The organism is Longimicrobium sp. (assembly GCA_036387335.1).
In the GTDB taxonomy this organism is placed as follows: Bacteria; Gemmatimonadota; Gemmatimonadetes; order Longimicrobiales; family Longimicrobiaceae; genus Longimicrobium.
In genome coordinates this window covers 1-20836 of the sequence record DASVTZ010000093.1, presented here as the reverse complement: position 1 = coordinate 20836, position 20836 = coordinate 1, and the positions used below count along the sequence as shown (strand labels likewise).

Here is a 20836-nt window from a genome sequence, read left to right as displayed (position 1 = left end):
TACTCCTGTCAGGAGCCCAACCCCATGCGCTACTTCCGCCTTACCCTCGCCGCCCTCGCCGCCGCCGCCGCTTGCGGCGCCAATCCCGCCGCAACGATGCAGCCTCATGCGCCGCGCTACGACGGGGGCGGAATGGTGGGCTCAGGCAACGTCAGCGACACCACGACCGTGAACAGTAGCAACCTCAACACCACCGAGCTTTCCGACACGATGGCCGCCGCCGCACCGGGCGGGGGAATGGTCGGGTCGGGGAATTAGCCGACCACCGAGGATCAGGGTTGCACGGGACAACCCGAGCCTGCGTCTGCCCTGGCATGCTCAGCCCCTCGTGGGTCTCATGCCGGATTCTCTGGTGATGGTACGATGGCGCATGGAATCGATCCTGACCGCCCCGCCGGAGTCTCAGTGTCCGGGCTGGCGGGCGATGCGCGGCGTGCGTATCCTGTCGCGTTGTGTCCCGTTGTACCCCCGGACGATTCCAATGGGCGAAGAGCGCATCATTCCACCTCCGCCGCACTCGCGGCGGCGTGAGGCCGCGATATTGGACGAAGTTCCGCCCGCGCTCGCGATCGTGCTCTGGCAGGACGTTCGGCAGCTGCGCATGTGGGCCGAATGCACTGCCGGCGAGCGAGCGCGTCTCTTCAATTCCGACCCGGCGGCGCGGGCGCGCGCCCTTTCGAAGCGGACGGAGGCCCCTGCCTGCGCGCCCGAACTCACCAGCGCGCTGAATACCTTCTGGAACCTGCGGAGCGCGCCGGTGCCAGCCGACCCCGCCGCGTTGGGCGAAGCATGCGCCGCCGTCGTCGCGTGGGCGCTCGAAAACGATCATGTGCAGACCGCCATCGAGTTTGCCGAGGCTGGCGCGCTCGTGTCGCCCACGAGTCCCGCGCTCGCCAATCTCGCGGGCCGTGTGACACGCGGCGCCAACGAATTCGAGCGGTCCGAGATCTGGTTCCAGAGGGCGATCGGGTTCGCGCGCGACCGCGGGGACAAGATCGAGCTGACCCGCGCGCACCTGGGCTACGGCACGTTGTGCAAGGAGCTGGGGCGGGTCAACTGTGCGCGTACCCACCTGAACAGCGGTTCCGCGCTGGCGCGGAAGTATGGCCCGCCTTCGCTGGCGGCCGAGGCGCAGCACGACCTCTGTGCCCTCATGATCGTGAGAGGCCGGTTCAAGGAAGCGCGCGAGCGCGCGCGCCGGGCGCTTGCCCTGTATCCCAAGACCCACCGGCGCCTCCCGTTCTTCGCGGCGGACGTGGCCCTGCTCTTCGTCCTCGAACGGCGTTTCAGAACGGCGGCGCACGTGCTGAAAAGCACGCTCCGGCTGATCACGCAGCCAGCCCCGCGCTCCGTAGTCCTCGCGCTGAGTGCCCGCGCAGCCGCGGGCGCCGGGCGCGTGGAGGAAGCCGCACTCCTTCGCCGGCGTGCTCTGAAGCTCGTGGAGAAGAATCCCGGTCTGGAGGGAGTCGCCCGCTGGCATCTGGCCGACTCGTACCGTCTCGTGGGGGATTGGGAAGCTGCCGATCAGGAGGCACAAACGGTTCTGCGGTGGGCGACAGCGCGGAATGACCGGGAGCTTGCACGCCTGACCCTCATGTTGGTCGGAATTGTCCGCTCTCGCATTCCGGCGCGCCCGAAGCCGGACGAGGATGCCGACCTGCGCGACTTCGTTGTGCTGCTGGAGAAGCGCATTTCCGGCTGGGTGCCAAGGCGTGCGCGCTCTTCGAGCGGGCCCTGGGGAGCTGAGTGGGTGGCCTGAGGAGGAGGCGCACGCCGGGGGCACCCCAATCCCGCTAGTTCCCCGACCCGAACGTTACACCCCCTCTGGTGGTGGCCGTCGATCCCGAATCGGCGGCCATCGAGTTTTCCGTGCCCTCCGCCGTTGTGGCCGACGAAGCAGTGTCGACGACGTTTCCCGATCCAAATCCGATTCCCGCGCGCGCGGGCACCGAGGGCGCGATCCTCGCGGAGGTGGGATCGCCAGACTCGCAGGCCGCGCTCGCAAGGACGGCCGCGACGCCCAGGATGAGGTAATAGGCCGGACGGCGGTTGGCAGCACGCATTTTCCGAACTCCTGAATGGGGGGATTCGCGCCGGGATAGCGCGTCGGAAGGATAGCCATCCCCTCACTCTTTCCGCCAGCAGGAGGGGGACAACTTCTGTCCACTTCCCCCCTCCTCCGGGCGGATCGAGGTTTGGGCGAGTGCGTGCACATCGCGTAAATATGTGGCGGCGAAAAGCGTGCGGTGCTCCGAACGGAACGGGGCACGCGACGCCGCAGTGCCCCCGCCGTCCACATCCACTAGGCCGCTCTGTTGCCCACCCCCATGGCACTTGGGAACGATTCACCTGCGGCTGGCAACAGCGGTCGCCGCCGGGACAGGCCACGCAGGTGGCGCATCCCGCCGGTGCTGTTTCGTGATCCGGTCGAGCCGGAGGCGTTCGAGGGAGTCTCCCCGACGCCCGCGAGAGTGGACTAGCGTTCACATGACGGCTACTCCGCCCTGAGCGCCTCGTCCGCTCAAGGCGTGAACTCAGGCCGTGAACCTGGCCCGGCAGTAATCCGCGATCTCGTTGGGGGTGCGCGATGAGGCGAGGAGCCCGGCACGCACGCGGCCCAGAAGCGTGGCGGACATATCGGAATGAAGCTCCGCCCGGCCGGACGCGAGCGCGGCTTCCAGCTTGCCGGCGGGGACGTACCGAGCGGTGCCGAAGTCGACCGCCGAGGGATGACGGATGAAGGGGTGGTCGCCCTGGTCCAGCTGGAGCGTGCGGTCGGTGTGGGGCTTCACCGAGACGAGCATCACCACGACCATCGCCTGCGGGTCGGGATCGGTAAGAACGAACCAGAGGTGCGTACCCATCGCTGCATCGCGCAGCAGAAGGGCGCGCCCGGCGTGAAGCATCCGCACCGGCGCTACCAGAGAAGGCGGGCGAGGCTCTCTTCGGCCTGGATGTCGCGCTCTATGGCGTCGGCGGCTTCCTCGTCCACCCCGCCGGCCCGCAGCACGTCGCGCAGGGGAATGGGGATGGAAGAGCCGTGCGGGTCCTGCCACTCAGGGAGGGTGTGGGTGACGTCCACCAGCTTCCAGCGGTCCATGGCGCCGAACTCGGCGAACACCTCGTCCAGCACCTTCTCCTGGGCGGGGGACAGGGCGCCGCGCGGGGGCTCGCCCATCAGACGCACGGCGTAGCCGCTCGGTTCGGTGATGTGCTGGCGCCAGTAGCTGCGCTCGCCCGGCGCCTCCTCGGCAACGATCAGGTCGTACGTCTGGCTCAGCACGGGACCATGCTTCATGGAGACGTACCGATCGAAGGTGATCGGCCGCCCCAGCTCCAGAAGCGCCTTGCGGTCCGCGAGGTAGAGAAGCTTGATGAGCTTCATGTACGGCAGCGCCCCACCGCTCCTGTGGAGCAGGCGGGCCGCGGCCTCCGTGGCGGGTCGCTCGCGGAAGGTAAGCGCCATGAGCGGAATCGGTTGCGGGTTAGCAGGACTACCAAATATAAGCCGAAGATCACCCGCCGCAAGGATTTCGAGCCGCTCTCCAGCCTGGCCCGGAACCAGCGCCCCCGCCCACGAGACACCGCACATCCGGCACCCGTCGTGGCCCCGCTACTCCGCCCTGAGCGCCTCCGTCGGCTCGACGCGGAGGGCGCGGCGGGTGGGGACGACGCAGGCTAGGAGGCAGACGCCCAGCATGAACGCGGCGTAGCAGATCAGGAGCGCGACCCGCGTCGCGGTGAAGCCGCCGCCGGACGAGGCGAAAGCCGCGGCGGCGATGACGGCTCCGCCCGCGGCGACGCCCAGGGACACCTGCGTCAGCGGGCGGCGGAAGATGGCGGCCACCACGCGGCGGGGGCTCGCGCCCAGCGCCACGCGCACGCCGATCTCGCGCGTGCGGCGCGCGACGGTGAAGGAGAGCACCGAGTAGATGCCCGCCAGCGCCAGGAGCAGCGCGATGCCGGTGAGCGCGAGCGTGATCCTGAGCCACACCCCCAGGAACCAGAGCACCCCGCTCGTGACCTGGTCCACGCGCTGCACCTCCGAGATGCGCAGCGCCGGGTCCACCGCCGCCGCGATCTCGCGCAGGTGGGGGGCGAGCGCCAGCGGGTCGCCGCGGGCATGGAGGACGACGAAGAGCGGGCCCGTGCTTCCCGCCGCCGCCGGCAGGTAGAAGCCCGCGGCGCGGCCGTGCTGCGTCGCCGCGCCCATGCCGAGCTCGTCCACCACGCCGACGATCTCGTACCAGGGGCGCGCGTCGTCGGCCAGCGGGCCGCCGCGCTGCTCGCGGGCGAAGCGCACCCGCATGCCGACCGCGCCGCGCCCCTGGAGCACCTGGTCCACGAAGCCGCGGTCCACGATCACGGCGCGCGAGTCCGGCGCGAGGTCGCCGGGGTGGAAGCGGCGGCCGGCCAGGATGGGGGCGCGCAGCACGTCGAAGTACGACGGATCGATGCGCGCGGTGCTCACCTCGCGCAGCGGAGCGACAACGGGCGTGCGGCCCGGCGCGGGCGCCGGCTCGTCCAGCTCGATGAAGCGCTCCACGTGGCCCGTGCGCGGAAGCCGGTCGACGAAGGTCACGCCGGCGACCGCGGGCTCGGCGGCCAGGTGCTGGCGCAGGGCTTCGAGGGTGGCGGTGAACTTCGCGGCGTCCGGCTTGGCACCCGCGTCCGGCGCGTCCATCTCGAGCTGGGCGGAGAGGTACTGCTCGGCGGCGAACCCGGCGGGGAAGGAGCGGACGCGCGCCAGCTCGCGCTGCACCACCCAGGTGACGGCCGGGAAGGCGACGGTGAAGGCGACCTGGGTGATGATGACGGCGGTCCACACCCCGCCGAAGCGCACCCCTCCGCCGCCCGCCGTCGCCTGGCGCAGGCGTCCGCTGAGGCCGCGGGTGATCTTGAGCGCCGGCAGCACGCCCGCGATGGCCGCGCCCAGCAGCGTGAGCCCGCACGCGTACAGCACCGCCGCGGGCGACAGCCGCACGTCGTACCAGAAGGGGAGCCGCCCCAGGTTCCCCTCCAGGAACTCCATCCCCCAGCGCCGCAGCACGATGTACGCTGCTGCGAGGCCGACCGCGGCGGCCACGGCGCCCAGCACGAGCGCCTCGGCGAAGAGCTGCGCCACGATGCGCCCGCGGGTGGCGCCCAGCGCGCTGCGCACCACGAGCTCCGTCTCGCGCGCGGAGGCGCGGGCGAAGAGCAGCAGCGCCACGTTGCCGCAGACGAGCACCAGCAGCATCAGCACGAAGAGGTTGAACGAGAGCATGAACGCCTGGTTGCTGGGCGTCATCTCCGCGTACGACGAGGTGTACGGCACCACCTGGGGGCGCAGGTGCTGGTGCGTGGCGGGGTGCTGCGCCGCCATGCGCGCGCCGAGCACCGCGATCTGCACCCGCGCTTCATCGAACGAGACGCCCGGCGCCAGCCTGCCGAAGACGGTGACCGGCGGCCCGTCGCGCGGCGGCTGGTCGAGCACGTCGGTCTGCAGCGGGATCCAGGCGTCGTGCGACACGGGAAAGCCGAAGCCCTCCGGCATCACGCCGACGACCGTGGCGTACCCTTCCCCCAGCCGCACGCTGCGCCCGATCACCCCCGCGTCGCCCGCGAAGCGCGTGCGCCACACGTCGTAGCCGAGCACGACGACGGGCGGCGCGCCGGGGCGTTCGTCCGCGGGGGACAGGACGCGGCCCAGCAGCGGGGCGCTGGGGTCGATGCGGAACGCGGTGGCCGAGATCTCCGCGACCTGCACGGGGCTCGCGCCGCCGCCGGGCGCCACAAGGTTGCGCGAATGGTCGCGGTAGGCGCCGATGTCGGTGACCGTGGTGAGCGCCTCGCGCCAGACGGCGTAGTCGCGGAGTGCGCGGGGCTCCACCGCGCCCTTCTCAGCGTCCCACACGCGCACCTGCACGATGCGATGGCCGTCCGGCAGCGGCAGGGTGGGGTGAACGAACTGCGTCACCATCTCGAAGGTGATGGCGCCCGCCCACACCGCGAACGCCATCGCCAGCCCGCCCACGATGGTCAGCCCCGGATGCTTCACCAGCATCCGGCAGCCCAGCTTCACGTCGAGCGACATGCTGCCAAGCCCCGCGGGGAGGCTGCGTCTGGTGAACCTGATCGGAAGCGGCATGGCGATGGCGGCTGAGAGCGATTGATCGAGCGGCTGCCGCAAAGCTGGAGGGCCGCACGGCATCCCGGAAGCCGCTTTTCGCCGGATGGCAGATCGGGACCGTTGAACGGCGGCGCGGGCCGTCGCGGGGATGAGTCGCGTGTGGATATCATCATCCAGCGCCCCGCCATCCCCCTTTTCCACGATACGCGATTGCTCGCACTACACTTGATCCAACAGTCCGTCCGCGAGGCCGCGTCGGCGTTCACCGCGGAAGAGATCCGGACCGCCGCCATCCGCATTCCCGCCGGGCTGCTGGTGGCCTACGCCGTCAGCCGCATGGTTCGACGGGTTCCGTGGCCGCGGCCGTTCCGCTTTCGCTTCCTGGCGATGCACCTCGTTGCCGCGCCCGTAGCCGCCGCCGCCTGGCTCCTGCTGTCGAGCGCGGGGGAGACGCTGCTGCTGGGCGTCCCCTTCGTGGCGCGCCTAGACGCCGTCCGGCGGATGGCCGGGCCGGGGAGCGAGATGCTGTTCATCGGCACCATCCTCTATCCCATCGTGGCCGGGGTGACGCTCGCCTTCGAGGGCTCCGCGCGCGTCGCCCGCGCCGAGGCCATGGCCGCGCGCACGCAGCTCGCGGCGCTTCGGGCGCAGCTCCAGCCGCACTTCCTCTTCAACGCGCTGCACACGGTGGTGCAGCTCATCCCCATCGAGCCGCAGCGCGCCGCCGAAGCCGCGGAGCTCGTGGCGGACCTGCTGCGCACCACGTTGGAGGAGAAGCGCGACGAGGTGACGCTGCGCGACGAGTGGAGCTTCGTATCGCGCTACCTGGCAATCGAGCGGATCCGCTTCGGCGAGCGCCTCGCCGTGCGCTCGGAGCTGCCGGACGCCCTGCTCGGCGAGCGCGTCCCCGCCTTCGCGCTGCAGACGCTGGTGGAGAACGCGGTGCTCCACGGCGCCGCGCCGCGCGTGGCCGCCACGGACATCGTGGTCAGCGCCGCGGGGAACGCGCGCGAGCTGACGCTGTCGGTGCGCAACACGGGCGACGGCCCCGCCCGTGCCTCGGCGAACGGCACGGGAACGGGGCTGGCGCGCCTTCGCGAACGATTGGCGGTGCTCCATGGTGGCGCCGCGCGGCTGGAGTGCGGCCCGTCCGCGGACGGCGGTTACGAGGCGGTGCTCGTGGTGCCGCGGCGCGGGAGGGATGGATGAAGGTCAGGAGCTACGTGGTGGACGACGAGCCGGTCGCGCGCGCCGGCCTGCGCGCGATGCTGCGCGCCTTCGACTGGGTGGAGGTCGTGGGCGAGGCGGCCGATGGCGAGTCGGCGGTCGCGGGGATCGAGGCGCTGCGGCCGGAGCTCGTCTTCCTGGACGTGCAGATGCCGGGGCTCCTGGGCACCGAGGTGCTGCGCCGGCTGGAGCGGCCGCCCTTCGTCATCTTCACCACCGCCTACTCCGAGCACGCCGTGACCGCCTTCGAGCTCGGCGCGGTGGACTACCTGCTGAAGCCGTTCGGCCCCACGCGCCTGGCCGCCGCCATGGAACGGGTGCGCGCCGCCATCGGCGAGCCGGCGCCGGCCGATCCCATCGAGCGATTGAGCGGCGCGCTGGGCGGAGGGCCCATCACCCGGCTCTTCGTGCGGATCGGCGGGGCTCTGGCCGCCCTCCCGGTGGAGCGCGTCTCGTGGTTCGAGGCAGATGGCGACTACGTCATCGCCCACGACGGAAGCGCCCGCCACGTGCTCCATCTCTCCCTGAGCCGCCTCGTCACCCGCCTGGACCCGCGCCGCTTCGCGCGTGTGCACCGGGCGCACATCGTGAACCTGGACCAGGTGCGCGCCTTCAGGCCCGACCTCCGCGGCAACCTGGAGGCGGAGATGCTCGACGGGGCGCGCGTGCCGGTGAGCCGCGCGCGTGCGCAGGAGATCCGCAGCCTGGGGAAGTAACAGCCTCACACAGAGAACACAGAGGGAACCGCAAGCCATAGGAGAAAAGCCTTCCCAGGCGGCGCGGCGTATCGCCACTCTTCCCCACCCTTCCGACGCGCAGCATATTGCCCGGCCCGCCTGCTGCACCTCCCCCCGGTCCCGGAGCACTCATGCGCAGCCACTCCATCGCACGCGCCCTGTTCGCCGTTGCGGTCCTCGCCGGCTCGCCCGCCGCCGCGCAGGTGGTGCGCGCGGGCACGCCCGTCACCGGGAGGCCGCCGGTGCGCGCCATCCCGCTCGTGACGACGCGCCCGGACGTGCCCCTGCTGATCGGCCTGAACACCGGGCACGCGATCCGGATCGACAACATGGCGGGCGCGGCGGTGCAGGAGCTGGCGAGCGACTTCCGCGTGACGAACACCACCACGACGGCGCCGCGCCTGGGGCTGGGGCCGCAGGGGCGCCTCATCGCGCTGGTCCCGGGAGGGGTGCCGCAAACGCGCGTCCTCCTCCCCTCCCCCGGCTGGCAGATGCTGGACGGGCGGCTGCACAACGCCCTCGACTTCGACGTGGACGCCACGGGGCTGGTGATCTACGGCGTGCTGAGCTCCACGAAGCAGGTCTTCCGCTACGACATGGCGAGCCGCGAGCTGCGCCTGATCGGCGGGCCGGGGACGGGTCCGGGGCAGCTCGAGCGCCCGGAGCACACGGCCATCGACCCGATGGGGCGGATCTACGTGGCGGACGGCAACCGCATCGTGCGCATGAACGACATCACCGGCAACGGATGGACGGCGTTCGGGTCGCACGGGGGCGGGAGGGGCCAGTTCAACTCCATCACGGGGCTGGCGGTGGACAGCAAGGGGCGGATCTACGCCTCCGACTTCTTCAACAACCGCATCGTGAAGATCGACGACATCACGGGCGCGGGGTGGGCGGAGTACAGAACCGGGATCAACTCCCCGCGCGGTGTCGCCACGGACATGTACGACCGCCTGTACGTCGCGCTGCCGAGGGACGATCGCGTGCTGCGGATGGACGACATCACCGGTGCCGGCCTCAAGGTGTTCGACCTGGCGCGCGTGACCGGGTTCACCCGCCCGGCGCACGCAGGCCCCGCGACCATCGTCCCCCTGCGCCCCGGCCGCCGCGACGACGTTCCGCGGTAAGCGCGGGCGTGGGTGCGAGGCGCGAGGTTCGGCGCGCGGGCGAGCACGGGCAGCCACGTGGGGCGGCCCCTACGAGGGTCGGTGTGAATCGCAGAGATCGGGGTGGCGGCGAGGGTGGGCAGACACGCAGGTCTGCCCCTACGGGTTCTGTGCCGTTTCGCCCCCTCTCTCGATGACAGGAGGGCGCAGCCCTCTCCTGTTATCGGGAGAGGGGGCAGCGAGGAACGAGCGGGGGTGAGGGCCCCCCGCAATCATTGCAGTCCCCGCCGTCGCGCACTATCCTGCCAGACTGGCCGTGACCCACCCCCTCCCGTGCCACACCCGACGCGCATGACCCGCGACGCGTCCACCCTCCCGGACCCGATCCAATACGACGCGCTGTGGAGCGCCCTGGGCCCCGATGCCGCGGGGGCGCTGGCGTCGGCGGCGGGCACCGTCGCGCTCGGCGAGGGGGAAGCGCTGTTCGGGCCGGGGCAGCCCACGCAGGCGCTGTACTTCGTGCTGGAAGGGCGGCTGCGCGCCGTGGACCGTGCGCCCGGCGCGCCCGAGGTCACCGTGCGGACCTTCGAGGCGGGGGAGGCGCTGGACGAGATGCAGGTGCTCGCGGGCACCGGCGGGCCGCTGGCGCTGGTGGCGGACTCGCCCGTCCGGCTGGCGTGCGTGGACGGCCACCACGCGGACCGCCTGGTCGCCGAGTTCCCCGAAATACGCGAAGCGCGCGACCGGGTGCGGCACAGGCAGCTCCTCTGCCGGCTGCACGGGGTGTTCGGCGCCTTCGACCGGGCGCTGCTGGACGACGTGGAGTCGACCGCGGGGTGGATGCAGCGCGCGCGCGGCGAGCTCCTCTTCGAGCAGGGCACCCACGCCGGCGAGCTGTACTTCGTGCTCAGCGGCCGCGTGCGCATCGTTGCCTTCGGCGCCGACGACCTGCCGCGCGTGCTGGGCGAGGCGGGGCCGGGGGAGAGCATCGGCGAGGCGGCCTTCTTCGGAAGCGACCGGCGCCCCGAGCGCGTGGAGGCGGTACGCGACAGCGTCCTGGTCGGCTTCACCCCCGCCGAGTTCGACGCGCTCTCCACCCGCAGGCCGGGGTTGCTGCGCGCGGTCGCGTTCCGGCTGGCGGAGCGGCTGCACCGGCCGCCGCCCTCCGGCCCGCCGCGCGTCTCCGCCGTCGCCATCCTCCCCGCCACGCCCGGCGTGCCGACCCGCGAGTTCGTGGAGCGGCTGGCGCGCGCGCTCGCCCCGCACGGCTCCGTCCTGCGCCTGGACGCGGCGGAGGTGGAGGCGCGCATGGCCGAGCCCGGGATCGCGCAGGCGTGGGAGAGCGACGAGGTGGCGCACCTCCTGGCCTGGCTGGAGGGACAGGAGACGGCCAACCGCTTCGTGCTCTACCAGGCGGACGAGCGCCCCACCGCCTGGACGCGCCGCTGCCTGCGCCGCGCCGACCGCGTCCTGCTCGTCGCCGACGCGCGCGGCGACGCGAAGCCCGGCGACCTGGAGCGCTCGCTCGCCGCCGCGGACGACGGGCGGCTCCCCGCGCCGCGCACCCTGGTCCTGGTGCACCCCGACGGATCGAAGGCGCCTTCCAGGACCCGCGCTTGGCTGCAGGACCGCGGCGTGGACGGCCACCAGCACGTGCGCTGGGACCGCGACGGAGACTTCGGGCGGGTGGCGCGCCTCCTCGCGGGGCGCACGGTCGGGGTGGTGCTGGGGGGCGGCGGGGCGCGCGGGCTGGCGCACGTCGGCATGCTGCGCGCGATGGACGAGGCCGGCATCCCCATCGACCTGATCGGCGGCACCAGCATGGGCGCGCTGGTGGCCGCGCAGTACGCGCAGGGGTTCGACGCGGCGCGCATCGTGGAGGCCAAGCGCCACGTCTACCTCAAGATGGCGCCGCACAAGGGATGGACCCTCCCCATCCTCTCGCTGGTGGGCACGCGCCTCCCCGAGATCACCGGCAAGCAGGTGCACGGCGACCTGGAGGTGGAGGACCTGTGGACGCCGTTCTTCTGCGTCTCCAGCGACCTGACGGCGGCCGAGATGGTGGTGCACCGCGAGGGATTGGTGCGGCGCGTGGTGCTGGCCAGCAGCTCACTCCCCGCCTTCGCCGTGCCCGTGCTGCACGGCAACCACCTGCTGGTGGACGGCGGGCTGGTGAACAACGTCCCCGTGGACGTGGCGCGGCAGCTGGGGTGCGGCACCGTCTTCGCCGCCGAGGTGTCCATCGAGTCCGACGAAGGGTTCACCTGCGAGCGCGTGCCCAGCGCGTGGGAGGTGCTGCGGGCGCGCTTCATGGGCGGGGCGCCCGTGCGCTTCCCCTCACTCCTCGAAGTGGCGATGCGGGCCACCGTCCTGCACGCCACCTACCGCCAGCGCGTCACCCTGCTGGACGCCGACTTCGCTTTCCGGCCGCCGATCGAGCGGTTCGGGATGATGGACTTCCCCCGCCTGGACGAGATCGTAGAGGCGGGATACGACCACGCGCGCCAGGCGATCGCCGGGTGGCGCGAAGCAGGCCGGCTGGATGCCCTGCTGGGCTCCCGCGCGGCCCCCACCTTACCCTCGCCCACACCATGATCGCCACCGACATCCCCGTACTGCGCCAGGTGGAACGCCGCATCGCCGCCACGGGCGCACCCTCGTTCGCCATCCGCATGATGGACGGCTCGCTCCGCTCGTTTGGGGAAGGAGCGCCGGTGTTCACCCTGGTGATCCGCGACAAGCGCGCGGCCGCCGCGCTCGCCTCCATGGACAAGCTGGCGGTGGCGGACGCGTACGTGGACGGCAGCCTGGACGTGGAAGGGGATTTCGAGCGCGCCTTCGAGATCCGCGAGTCGCTCAGCGACCGCCACCCGCTGCGCTACGCCTGGCGCTTCCTGCGCCCCCTGATGTTCGGGCGCACCAAGGCGGATGCGGCTTTCATCGCCGAGCACTACGACAACGACTCCGAGTTCTTTCTCAGCTTCCTGGACACGCGCCACCGCTGCTACTCGCAGGGCATCTTCGAGCACGACGACGAGCCGCTCGAGGACGCCATCACGCGCAAGATCGAGTTCGCGCTGGATTCGGTCGGCGCGCAGCCCGGCGACCGGCTGCTGGACATCGGCGGCGGGTGGGGGGCGATGACGGAGCACGCGGGCCGCCTGGGGATCCGCGTCACCTCGCTGACCATCTCGCGCGTGTCGGAGGATTTCATCCGCGGGCTGATCGACCGCGAGGGGCTCCCCTGCCGCGTCGTCCGCGAGCACCTGATGGAGCACACGCCGGACGAGCCGTACGACGCCATCGTGAACCTGGGGGTCACCGAGCACCTCCCGGACTATCCCGCCACGCTCAAGAAGTACCAGACGCTGCTGAAGCCGGGGGGCCGCATCTACCTGGACGCCAGCGCCACGCGCCGCAAGCACAGCCACTCCACCTTCCTGGAGAGCCGCGTCTACCCCGGCGACGGCACCCTGATGTGCCTGCACGAGTACCTGACCGACGTGGCCGCCACCCCGTTCCAGCTGATCTCGGTGCACGACGACCGGCACAGCTACGAGCTGACCTGCCGTGCCTGGGCCCGCAACCTGGACCGCGCGCGCGACGAGATCGAGCGCCGCTTCGGCACGCGCCTGTACCGCGTCTTCCGCATCTACCTCTGGGGCTGCGCCGACGCCTTCCGCCGCGACCTGACCCAGGCGTACCGGGTGGTGATGCGGCTGCCGTGAGGGGCCCTCACCCCCGTCTCGTTACACTCGACTGCCCCCTCTCCCGATAACAGGAGAGGGCTCCGCCCTCTGTTATCGAGAGAGGGGGCTTGGGGTGCGTGGTGGGCCCCCTCCCCCCGGCCCCCTCCCCCGCCTGCGGGGGCGCAGGGCGGGTGAGGGGGAGAACTCCGCGCACGAGACGGCTTCAGCCGTCTTCGCGTGGTTCCAGCCGGGGGATTTATCCCCCGGCGATGCCCGGGCGCCGGCGACGCGGGCGCCGCCCCCCCACCGCCCCAAACCTGCGAAGGCAGGTTTCCCGCGGTTGTTGCAGCGGTTTCAACCGCCGGCCCCTCACGCACTCACGCACTTCCCCGTGGACCGCCCCATCACCCTCCCCCTCTGGGCCGCCATCCTCCTCTTCCTGCTCGCCGCGTGGGCGGCGCTGGACAGGCTGATGGTGCCCAGCGTCCGCTGGCTGGTGCGGCAGCGGACAAACCGGGTGATTGAGGAGCTGAACACGAGGCTACCCTTCGAGATCCCGCCCTTCAAGCTCACCAAGCGCCAGGTGCTGATCGACCGGCTGGTGTACGACGCGCGCGTGGTGGAGGCGGCGGAGGCCCACGCCCGCGAGCACCGCATGCCACGCGAGGTCGTGATGGCAAAGGTGGAGCGGTACGCGCGCGAGATCGTCCCCTCCTTCAACGCGTACCTGTACTTCCGCGTGGGGTACTGGATGGCGCGGCGCGTGGCGCGCTTCCTCTACCGCGTGCGGCTGGGGTGGAGCGACGAGGTGGGGCTGGCCGGCATCCCCCGCGGCAGCACGGTGGTGTTCGTGATGAACCACCGCAGCAACATGGACTACGTGCTCGTCGGCTACCTGGCCTCCGACCGGGCGGCGCTGTCGTACGCGGTGGGGGAGTGGGCGCGCATCTGGCCGCTCCACATGCTGATCCGCTCGATGGGCGCCTACTTCGTGCGCCGCGGCTCGGGCAACGCGCTGTACCGGCGCGTCCTGGAGCGCTACGTTTTCATGGCGACACAGGCCGGCGTCACCCAGGCCGTGTACCCGGAGGGCGGGCTGAGCCGCGACGGTGCCCTGCGCCCGCCCAAGCTGGGGCTGCTGGACTACATCCTGCGCGCCTTCGATCCGCACGGCGAGCGCGACCTGGTGTTCGTGCCGGTGGGCCTCAACTACGACCGCGTGCTGGAGGACCGCACCCTGCTGGCCGACGTGCTCCCCGGTCGGCCGAAGCCGGGGCGCTGGGAGGCGGCGCGCAATTCGCTGGCGTTCGTGCGGCGCAACCTGTGGCTGATGGCGCGCAACCGCTGGCACCGCTTCGGCTACGCCTGCGCCTGCTTCGGGACGCCGGTCTCCATGCGGGCCCACTGCGAGGCGCGCGGCATCGACCCGCGCGCGCTGCACGGCGACGAGCGGCACGCCGTGGTGGAGGAGCTCGGCGCCGAGCTGATGCGCGCCGTCGGCGCGGCCATCCCGGTCCTTCCCGTCTCGCTGGCGGCCACCGTCTTCCTGCGCGGCGCGGGGCCGCTGAGCGAGCTGGAGCTCAAGGCCGGCGTGCACGCGCTGGCGCAGAGCGCGGAGGCCGCGGGCGCACGCGTCTACGTCCCGCGCCGCGACCTGGACTACGCCGTGACCGTGGGACTGCGCATGCTCACCCTGCGCCACCTGGTCACCGAGGACGCGGACGGCCTCTTTCGCCCCGCGCCCGGCGAGGAGGCCGTGCTGCGCTACTACGCCAACTCCATCGCCCACCTCCTCCCCGCCGAGGAGCCGGCGGCGATCGCGGTCGCTACCTGATGCAACGAAACAGCATCTCACACAGAGACACGGAGGCACAGAGAGAAAAGCGGGAGGTGTCTCTCTGCTTCCTTCTCTGTGTCTCTGTGTCTCTGTGTGAGGCCAGGCAGTTCTTTCGAATCAAGGAGTACGAAGAATGGCAAAGCCGGTGATGCTGGCGGTGGACGACGACCCGGAGGTGCTCCAGGCCGTCTCCCGCGACCTGCGCAGGCGCTACGGCGAGCGCTACCGCATCGTGAGGGCCGAGGCCGGCGCCGTCGCGCTGGACGCGGTGCGCGAGCTGAAGCGCAAGAACGAGCCGCTGGCGCTCTTCCTGGTGGACCAGCGCATGCCGCGCATGACCGGCGTCGAGTTCCTGGAGGAGGCGGCCAAGCTCTTCCCGGACGCCAAGCGCGCCCTGCTCACGGCGTACGCGGACACGGAGGCGGCGATCCGCGCCATCAACCGCGCCCACATCGACTACTACCTGCTGAAGCCGTGGGACCCGCCCGAGGAGTCGCTGTACCCCATGCTCGACGACCTCATGGAGGACTGGCAGGCGGGGTACCGGCCGGGCTTCGAGGGGATCCGCGTGCTGGGGCACCGCTGGAACCCGGAGGCGCACGCGCTGCGCGACTTCCTGGCCCGCCACCAGATCCCCTACCGCTGGACGGACCTGGAGGCGCAGCCTGACCCCGCCGCCGCGCTTCTGGAGGCGGGGCTCGCTCCCGACACCGCGCTCCCCGCCGTGGTGCTGGAGGATGGGCGCGTGCTGGAGCACACCGACCTCGCCACGGTGGCCGAGGCGGTGGGGCTGCGCACGCGCGCGGAGAAGAAGTTCTACGAGCTGGCCATCGTCGGCGCCGGGCCGGCGGGGCTGGCGGCGGCGGTGTACGGCGCCAGCGAGGGGCTCAAGACGGTGATGCTGGAGCGCGAGGCGCCCGGCGGCCAGGCGGGGCAGAGCTCGCGCATCGAGAACTACCTCGGCTTCCCCGCCGGGCTCAGCGGCGCGGACCTCACGCGGCGGGCGGTGATGCAGGCCCGCAAGTTCGGCGCGGAGATCCTGGCGCCGCAGAGCGTGGCCGGCGTGCGCGTGGACGGGCCCTACCGCCAGGTGATCCTTGCGGACGGCAGCGAGATCGCCTGCCACGCGCTCCTCATCGCCAGCGGCGTGTCGTACCGCAAGCTGGACGTGCCGGGGTGCGACGAGCTCTCCGGGCGCGGCGTCTACTACGGCGCGGCGGCCACCGAGGCGGCGGCGTACCGCGGCGAGGACGTCTACGTGGTGGGCGGCGGCAATTCGGCCGGGCAGGCGGCGATGTACTTCTCCAACTACGCGCGCCAGGTCTGCATCGTGGTGCGCGGCGCGGGGCTGGCCGCCACCATGAGCCAGTACCTGGTCGACCAGATCGGCGAGACGCCCAACATCCGCATCCTCCCCCACACCACCGTGGAGGAGATCGTGGGGCACGACCACCTGGAGCGGCTCACGCTGCGCAACGCGGAGACGGGCGAGTGCGAGCAGGTGGAGGCCGCGGGGCTCTTCATCTTCATCGGCGCCGCGCCGCATACCGAGTGGCTGGAGGGCGTGGTGGCGCGCGACCGCAACGGCTTCATCCTCACCGGCCCGGACCTGCCCGCGGACGGGCGCGGCAGGCCCCGCGGGTGGCAGCTGGAGCGCGACCCTTTCCTGATGGAGGCGAGCGTGCCGGGGATCTTCGTGGCGGGCGACGTGCGCGCCAACTCGGTCAAGCGCGTCGCATCGGGCGTGGGCGAGGGCGCGATCGCCGTGCAGTTCATCCACCGCTACCTGGCCGAGCTGTGATCCGCCCCGACGACCTGCGCACCGTCCCCCTGCTGGCCGACCTGGCCGAGGAGGAGCTCGACTACCTCGCCTCCATCGCGGAGGAGCGGGAGTACGCGCCGGGGCAGGCCATCGCGCCGCAGGGGGCCCCGGCGGAGTCGATGTTCATCATCCTCGACGGAGAGATCCAGTACGGGCAGGAGGGGATGGCGGACGCGCGCCTGGTCACGAGGCAGGCGGGCGACGTCACCGGGCTCCTCCCCTTCAGCCGGATGACGCACTACGTGGGCACCGTGCGGGCGCTGGCGCACACGCGCGCCGCCCGCATCGCTCGCGAGCACTTCCCGGAAATGCTGCGCCGCGTGCCCGTGCTGGAGGCGCGGCTGATCGGCGCCCTCACCGACCGGGTGCGCGAGACGACGCGGGCCGAGCAGCAACGCGAGAAGCTGATGGCGCTGGGGAGGCTCTCCGCGGGGCTGGCGCACGAGATGAACAACCCCGCCGCGGCGCTGCGCAGGGCCACCTCGCACATGCGCGAGCGGCTGCGCGTGCTGCCCGAGCGCACGGTGAACCTGGCGGGGTGCAACCTGGGCGTCGTGCAGTTCTCCTCGCTGGCCGCGCTCCTCACGCGCACCATGACCTCCGGCCCCGCCGAGCGGCTGGCTCCGCTGCAGGCCAGCGAGCGCGAGGAGGAGGTCGGCGCCTGGCTCGAGGACCGCGGCGTCCCCGAGGCGTGGACGCTCGCGGTGACCTTTGTGGCCAGCGGGATGGGGACGGCGGAGCTGGAGGAGCTGGCCGCATCCCTTCCCGAAAAGGCGGTGCGCGACGCCGTGGCGTGGCTGGGCGGCGGGCTGGAGGCGGAGCTGCTGCTGCGCGAGATGGAGGACGCCGCCATCCGCATCTCCGGACTGGTGGCGTCGGTCAAGAGCTACTCGCACATGGACGAGTCGCAGGCCCGCACCGAGACCGACCTGCACGAGGGGCTGGAGAGCACGCTCACCATGCTGGCGTACAAGACGGGCGAGCGGCGCGCGCGGGTGGAGCGCGACTACGACGCGTCGCTCCCGCGCGTGTGGGCGAACGCGGGCGAGCTGAACCAGGTGTGGACCAACCTGCTGGACAACGCGCTGGACGCCGTGGCCCCTGGCGGACGCATCACCATCCGCACGGTGCACCGCGGCGGCGACGCCATCGTGGAGATCCGCGACGACGGCCCCGGCATCCCGCCCGAGATCCAGGAGCGCATCTGGGAGCCGTTCTTCACCACCAAGGACGTGGGCGAAGGCTCCGGCCTGGGGCTGGACATCGTGCGCCGCATCGTCGTGCGGCAGCACCGCGGCGACGTGGGGGTGGAGAGCCGTCCCGGCGACACCTGCTTCCGCGTGCGCCTCCCCCTGCGCGGCCCGGGGGAGGAGTGACCGCCCCCACCGATGCATCGCCCCCCGCGGGGAGCGGCCGGGCGATGCTGCACGACCCGGAGGAGCGGCGCCTCTTTCCGCGCTTCACCCCCGAGCAGCTGGAGATGCTGTCCGATTACGGCGAGCGCGTCACCTTTCCGCCCGGCGCGCGGCTGTTCGAGCAGGGCGACGCGCATCAGTACCTTTTCGTGGTGCTGGCCGGCGAGGTGCGCATCACCAAGACGGCGGGGGGCGAGGAGCTGCTCCTGGCCCTCCACCAGGTGGGCGAGTTCAGCGGCGAGCTCTCCATCCTCTCCGGCGGCCCCGCCATCGCCACGGGCACGGCGGTGGGGGATGTGGAGGCGCTGCGCATACCCGTCCCCCGCCTGCGCGAGCTGATCGTGAGCTGCGCGCCGGTGGCCGAGACGGTGCTCCCCGCGCTCGCCGGGCGCGTGCAGGAGGTGGACTCGGAGCTCCGCCAGCAGGAGAAGCTGGCCGCGCTGGGGAGGATGGCGGCCGGCCTGGCGCACGAGCTCAACAACCCCGCCGCCGCCGTGCGCCGCGCCGCCGCCCAGCTGGACGAGACGGTGGACGATGCACAGTGCGCCGCCCTGCGCCTCCACGAGCACCCGCTCGCGCCGGAGCAGCAGGCGCTCCTGGACCGCCTCCACACCGAGTCCCGCGCCTACTGCGCCACCGCCGCCCCCATGCGGCCGTTGGAGCGGAGCGGGCTGGAGGACGAGGTTGCGGACTGGCTGGAGGACCACGGCGTGGCCGAGGCATGGAAGCTGGCGCCGACGCTGGTGGAGGGCGGAGTGTCGCCTGCCCGGCTGGAGGAGGTGGCTGAGGGGATGGGAGCCGAGCGGCTGGGCGACACGGTGCAGTGGCTGGCCTCCACGCTCGCCGCCGCCGCCCTCCTGCGCGAGGTGGTGCAGAGCGCCGACCGCATCTCCTTCCTGGTGCACTCCATCAAGGAGTACTCGCACCTGGACCAGGCGCCCGAGCTGCAGGAGGTGGATCTGCACGCCGGCCTGGAGAGCACGCTCACCCTCCTCCACCACAAGCTGAAGCGGGGCATCGAGGTGGTGCGCGAGTACGACAGGACCCTCCCGCGCGTCTGCGTCTACCCGGGTGAGCTGAACCAGGTGTGGACCAACCTGATCGACAACGCGGTGGATGCCATGAAGGGCGCGGGCCGCCTCGTCGTGCGGACCGCGCGGGACGGCGACCACGCCACGGTGGAGATCGCCGACGACGGACCCGGCATCCCGCAGGAGCTGAGGACCCGCATCTGGGAGCCGTTCTTCACCACCAAGGGCGTGGGTGAGGGAAGCGGGCTGGGGCTGGACATCGTGCGCCGCATCGTGCACCGCCGCCACGGCGGCACCATCCGCGTGGATTCGCGCCCCGGCGAGACGCGGTTTCGCATTTCGCTGCCGATCGCGGGGCCGCCGAAGGCGGGGGCGGTGGTCGGGTTGGTGCCACCCGGCGGTTGAAACCGCTGCAACAACCGCGGGAAACCTGCCTTCGCAGGTTTGGGGAGGCGGGAGGGGGACCGGCGCCCGCATCGCAGGCGCCCGGGCATCGCCGGGGGCTGAAGCCCATACGCGTTAACTTAAGGCTTGCACGTGGCAACGAGCCGGCTTATCGTGGATTCCATGAGAGCCGACATCCTTGCGGAAGAGTGGGCGGTGATCACCCGCTTCCTTCCCGACAACTGGCGAGAACTCGCCCGCTCAACGGGCGCTCTCCGACGAGCCCGTCAGGTCGCCGATGCGGACGTGCTTCTCCGCTTGGTCTTCCTCTACGCGGCTTCGGGCCTGTCTCTGCAGCACGCATCCGCGAGGGCGGCGACCGCGGGCTTGGCCAGGATCTCCAGTGTGGCGCTGATGAAGCGCATGCGGAGCGCAGGTCCGTGGCTGCGGGCGCTTGCCGAGGCGGTGTTTGCCGAGGGAGCGCGGCGGCCGTCCCTTGATGCGGTTCCCGCCGGGCGGCGGCTGCGGATTGTTGACGCGACGCACGTGCGGGTGTCGGGGAGCGGCGTTGCGGACTGGCGGCTCCACTACGTGCTGGGCCTGCCGACCCTTACGTGCGACTTCGCCGAAGTCACGGATTCCACGGGCGGGGAGACGTACATGCGGGTTCCGGTCGAGCTCGGAGACATCATCCTGGGAGACCGCGGATACTGTCACCGCGAGGGCGTGGCGTACGTGCTGGAGCGCGGCGGAGACGTGGTCGTGCGGCTCAACTCCAACAGCTTTCCTCTGCTAAGCTCCAAAGGTGAGCGGCTGGACCTCCTCGCCGCGATGCGCTCGCTCGTGGAGCACGTGCCGGGCTCGTGGCCAGTACGCTTCGAGGCCGGTGGCAAAGAGTACGACGCGCGCCTCTGCGCCGTCCGAAAGAGCGCCAGCGCGGCCCAGCAGGCGAAGGAGCGTCTGCTTAAGACGGCGCGCAAGAAGGGGAGGACGGTCCGCGAGGAGACACTCGAGCTGTCGGAGTACATCTTCGTACTGGCGACTCCCGGGCTGGATGATCTCTCCGCGACCGAGATCTTGGAGCTCTACCGTGCGCGCTGGCAGGTGGAGCTCGGCTTCAAGCGCCTGAAGTCGCTCTTCGACGCAGGCAGCGCTCCGAACCAGGATGCGGAAGCGGTGCGAAGTTGGATCTATGCAAAGCTGCTGGCGGTGCTACTGATCGAGAGACTCGGCGAGGAATCTCGTCTTTTTTCCCCCTGGGGGTTCCCTCTCGGAGGGGCCAGGGAGTCGCTGGCGAGAGTTCCGCGAAGCGTGCGACGCGTTCCTAGCCGTGGTCGCGCTCCCCTGCCTGCCCAGCGTGCTGCTGGAGCGGGGACGCGAAGTACGGCGTAGGCTCCGAGAGCCACCCCGAAAGCGGACGATGCAACTCCTTGAAATCAAGAAGTTTAAGGCCTTAAGTTAACGCCTATGGGG

Annotated in this window: 16 protein-coding genes; 13 read left to right on the top strand and 3 right to left on the bottom strand. The window is 71.7% G+C overall.

Features of this window, described 5'->3' with window-relative positions; translation table 11 throughout:
• Window positions 1-24: 24 nt before the first annotated feature.
• The 3 genes from VF647_08275 (at window position 25) to VF647_08265 (ending at window position 2034) form a co-directional block, all read left to right on the top strand.
• The gene (locus VF647_08275) at window positions 25-258 is read left to right on the top strand and encodes a hypothetical protein (GenBank protein ID HEX8452078.1); all 234 of its coding nucleotides are present in this window, start codon (window positions 25-27) and stop codon (window positions 256-258) included.
• Between the two features lie 223 nt (window positions 259-481).
• Window positions 482-1759, top strand: coding sequence for a hypothetical protein (locus VF647_08270; GenBank protein ID HEX8452077.1), 1278 nt, complete (start codon window positions 482-484; stop codon window positions 1757-1759).
• Between the two features lie 110 nt (window positions 1760-1869).
• Window positions 1870-2034, top strand: a complete 165-nt coding sequence (locus tag VF647_08265; GenBank protein HEX8452076.1) for a hypothetical protein — start codon at window positions 1870-1872, stop codon at window positions 2032-2034.
• A gap of 500 nt (window positions 2035-2534) precedes the next feature.
• On the opposite strand, the gene VF647_08260 is transcribed toward VF647_08265, so the two are convergent.
• From VF647_08260 to VF647_08250, 3 genes are all read right to left on the bottom strand, one after another.
• A complete protein-coding gene (locus tag VF647_08260) occupies window positions 2535-2912 on the bottom strand; it encodes a hypothetical protein (protein ID HEX8452075.1) in 378 nt (125 codons plus the stop codon).
• A 5-nt stretch (window positions 2913-2917) separates the two neighbouring features.
• On the bottom strand, window positions 2918-3466 hold the full coding sequence (locus tag VF647_08255; protein HEX8452074.1) for a Panacea domain-containing protein: 549 nt from the start codon (window positions 3464-3466) through the stop codon (window positions 2918-2920).
• A 147-nt stretch (window positions 3467-3613) separates the two neighbouring features.
• The gene (locus tag VF647_08250; protein ID HEX8452073.1) at window positions 3614-6130 is read right to left on the bottom strand and encodes an ABC transporter permease; all 2517 of its coding nucleotides are present in this window, start codon (window positions 6128-6130) and stop codon (window positions 3614-3616) included.
• Between the two features lie 207 nt (window positions 6131-6337).
• On the opposite strand from VF647_08250, the gene VF647_08245 reads away from it, so the two are divergent.
• From VF647_08245 to VF647_08200, 10 genes are all read left to right on the top strand, one after another.
• Entirely contained in the window at window positions 6338-7321 is a 984-nt protein-coding gene (locus VF647_08245) for a histidine kinase (protein HEX8452072.1), read from the top strand.
• A complete protein-coding gene (locus VF647_08240; protein HEX8452071.1) occupies window positions 7318-8055 on the top strand; it encodes a LytTR family DNA-binding domain-containing protein in 738 nt (245 codons plus the stop codon). The genes VF647_08245 and VF647_08240 overlap by 4 nt, the downstream gene beginning before the upstream one ends.
• A gap of 152 nt (window positions 8056-8207) precedes the next feature.
• Entirely contained in the window at window positions 8208-9206 is a 999-nt protein-coding gene (locus VF647_08235; protein ID HEX8452070.1) for an NHL repeat-containing protein, read from the top strand.
• Window positions 9207-9536: 330 nt separating this feature from the next.
• On the top strand, window positions 9537-11780 hold the full coding sequence (locus VF647_08230) for a cyclic nucleotide-binding domain-containing protein (GenBank protein ID HEX8452069.1): 2244 nt from the start codon (window positions 9537-9539) through the stop codon (window positions 11778-11780).
• A complete protein-coding gene (locus VF647_08225) occupies window positions 11777-12913 on the top strand; it encodes a class I SAM-dependent methyltransferase (GenBank protein HEX8452068.1) in 1137 nt (378 codons plus the stop codon). The genes VF647_08230 and VF647_08225 overlap by 4 nt, the downstream gene beginning before the upstream one ends.
• Before the next feature lie 352 nt (window positions 12914-13265).
• Window positions 13266-14708 carry a 1-acyl-sn-glycerol-3-phosphate acyltransferase gene (locus VF647_08220; protein HEX8452067.1) on the top strand — a complete coding sequence of 481 codons (1443 nt, stop codon included), beginning with the start codon at window positions 13266-13268 and terminating at the stop codon, window positions 14706-14708.
• Between the two features lie 136 nt (window positions 14709-14844).
• Window positions 14845-16512: an FAD-dependent oxidoreductase gene (locus VF647_08215; protein ID HEX8452066.1), complete on the top strand. Its 1668-nt coding sequence runs from the start codon at window positions 14845-14847 to the stop codon at window positions 16510-16512.
• Window positions 16509-17909 (top strand): ATP-binding protein, encoded by a 1401-nt coding sequence (locus VF647_08210; protein HEX8452065.1) that lies wholly within the window; start codon window positions 16509-16511, stop codon window positions 17907-17909. Before VF647_08215 ends, VF647_08210 begins: the two co-directional genes overlap by 4 nt.
• Complete coding sequence (locus tag VF647_08205) at window positions 17906-19384, top strand: ATP-binding protein (GenBank protein ID HEX8452064.1); 1479 nt, start codon at window positions 17906-17908, stop codon at window positions 19382-19384. Before VF647_08210 ends, VF647_08205 begins: the two co-directional genes overlap by 4 nt.
• A gap of 162 nt (window positions 19385-19546) precedes the next feature.
• Window positions 19547-20755, top strand: coding sequence for an IS4 family transposase (locus VF647_08200; GenBank protein ID HEX8452063.1), 1209 nt, complete (start codon window positions 19547-19549; stop codon window positions 20753-20755).
• Window positions 20756-20836 lie beyond the last annotated feature (81 nt).

Excerpts from the sequence above, each read along its gene's own strand:
- VF647_08275 (HEX8452078.1), top strand. The coding sequence starts at position 25 with ATGCGCTACTTCCGCCTTACCCTCGCCGCCCTCGCCGCCGCCGCCGCT.
- VF647_08270 (HEX8452077.1), top strand. The coding sequence starts at position 482 with ATGGGCGAAGAGCGCATCATTCCACCTCCGCCGCACTCGCGGCGGCGT.
- VF647_08255 (HEX8452074.1), bottom strand. The coding sequence starts at position 3,466 with ATGGCGCTTACCTTCCGCGAGCGACCCGCCACGGAGGCCGCGGCCCGC.
- VF647_08250 (HEX8452073.1), bottom strand. The coding sequence starts at position 6,130 with ATGCCGCTTCCGATCAGGTTCACCAGACGCAGCCTCCCCGCGGGGCTT.
- VF647_08240 (HEX8452071.1), top strand. The coding sequence starts at position 7,318 with ATGAAGGTCAGGAGCTACGTGGTGGACGACGAGCCGGTCGCGCGCGCC.
- VF647_08235 (HEX8452070.1), top strand. The coding sequence starts at position 8,208 with ATGCGCAGCCACTCCATCGCACGCGCCCTGTTCGCCGTTGCGGTCCTC.
- VF647_08230 (HEX8452069.1), top strand. The coding sequence starts at position 9,537 with ATGACCCGCGACGCGTCCACCCTCCCGGACCCGATCCAATACGACGCG.
- VF647_08225 (HEX8452068.1), top strand. The coding sequence starts at position 11,777 with ATGATCGCCACCGACATCCCCGTACTGCGCCAGGTGGAACGCCGCATC.
- VF647_08215 (HEX8452066.1), top strand. The coding sequence starts at position 14,845 with ATGGCAAAGCCGGTGATGCTGGCGGTGGACGACGACCCGGAGGTGCTC.
- VF647_08200 (HEX8452063.1), top strand. The coding sequence starts at position 19,547 with ATGAGAGCCGACATCCTTGCGGAAGAGTGGGCGGTGATCACCCGCTTC.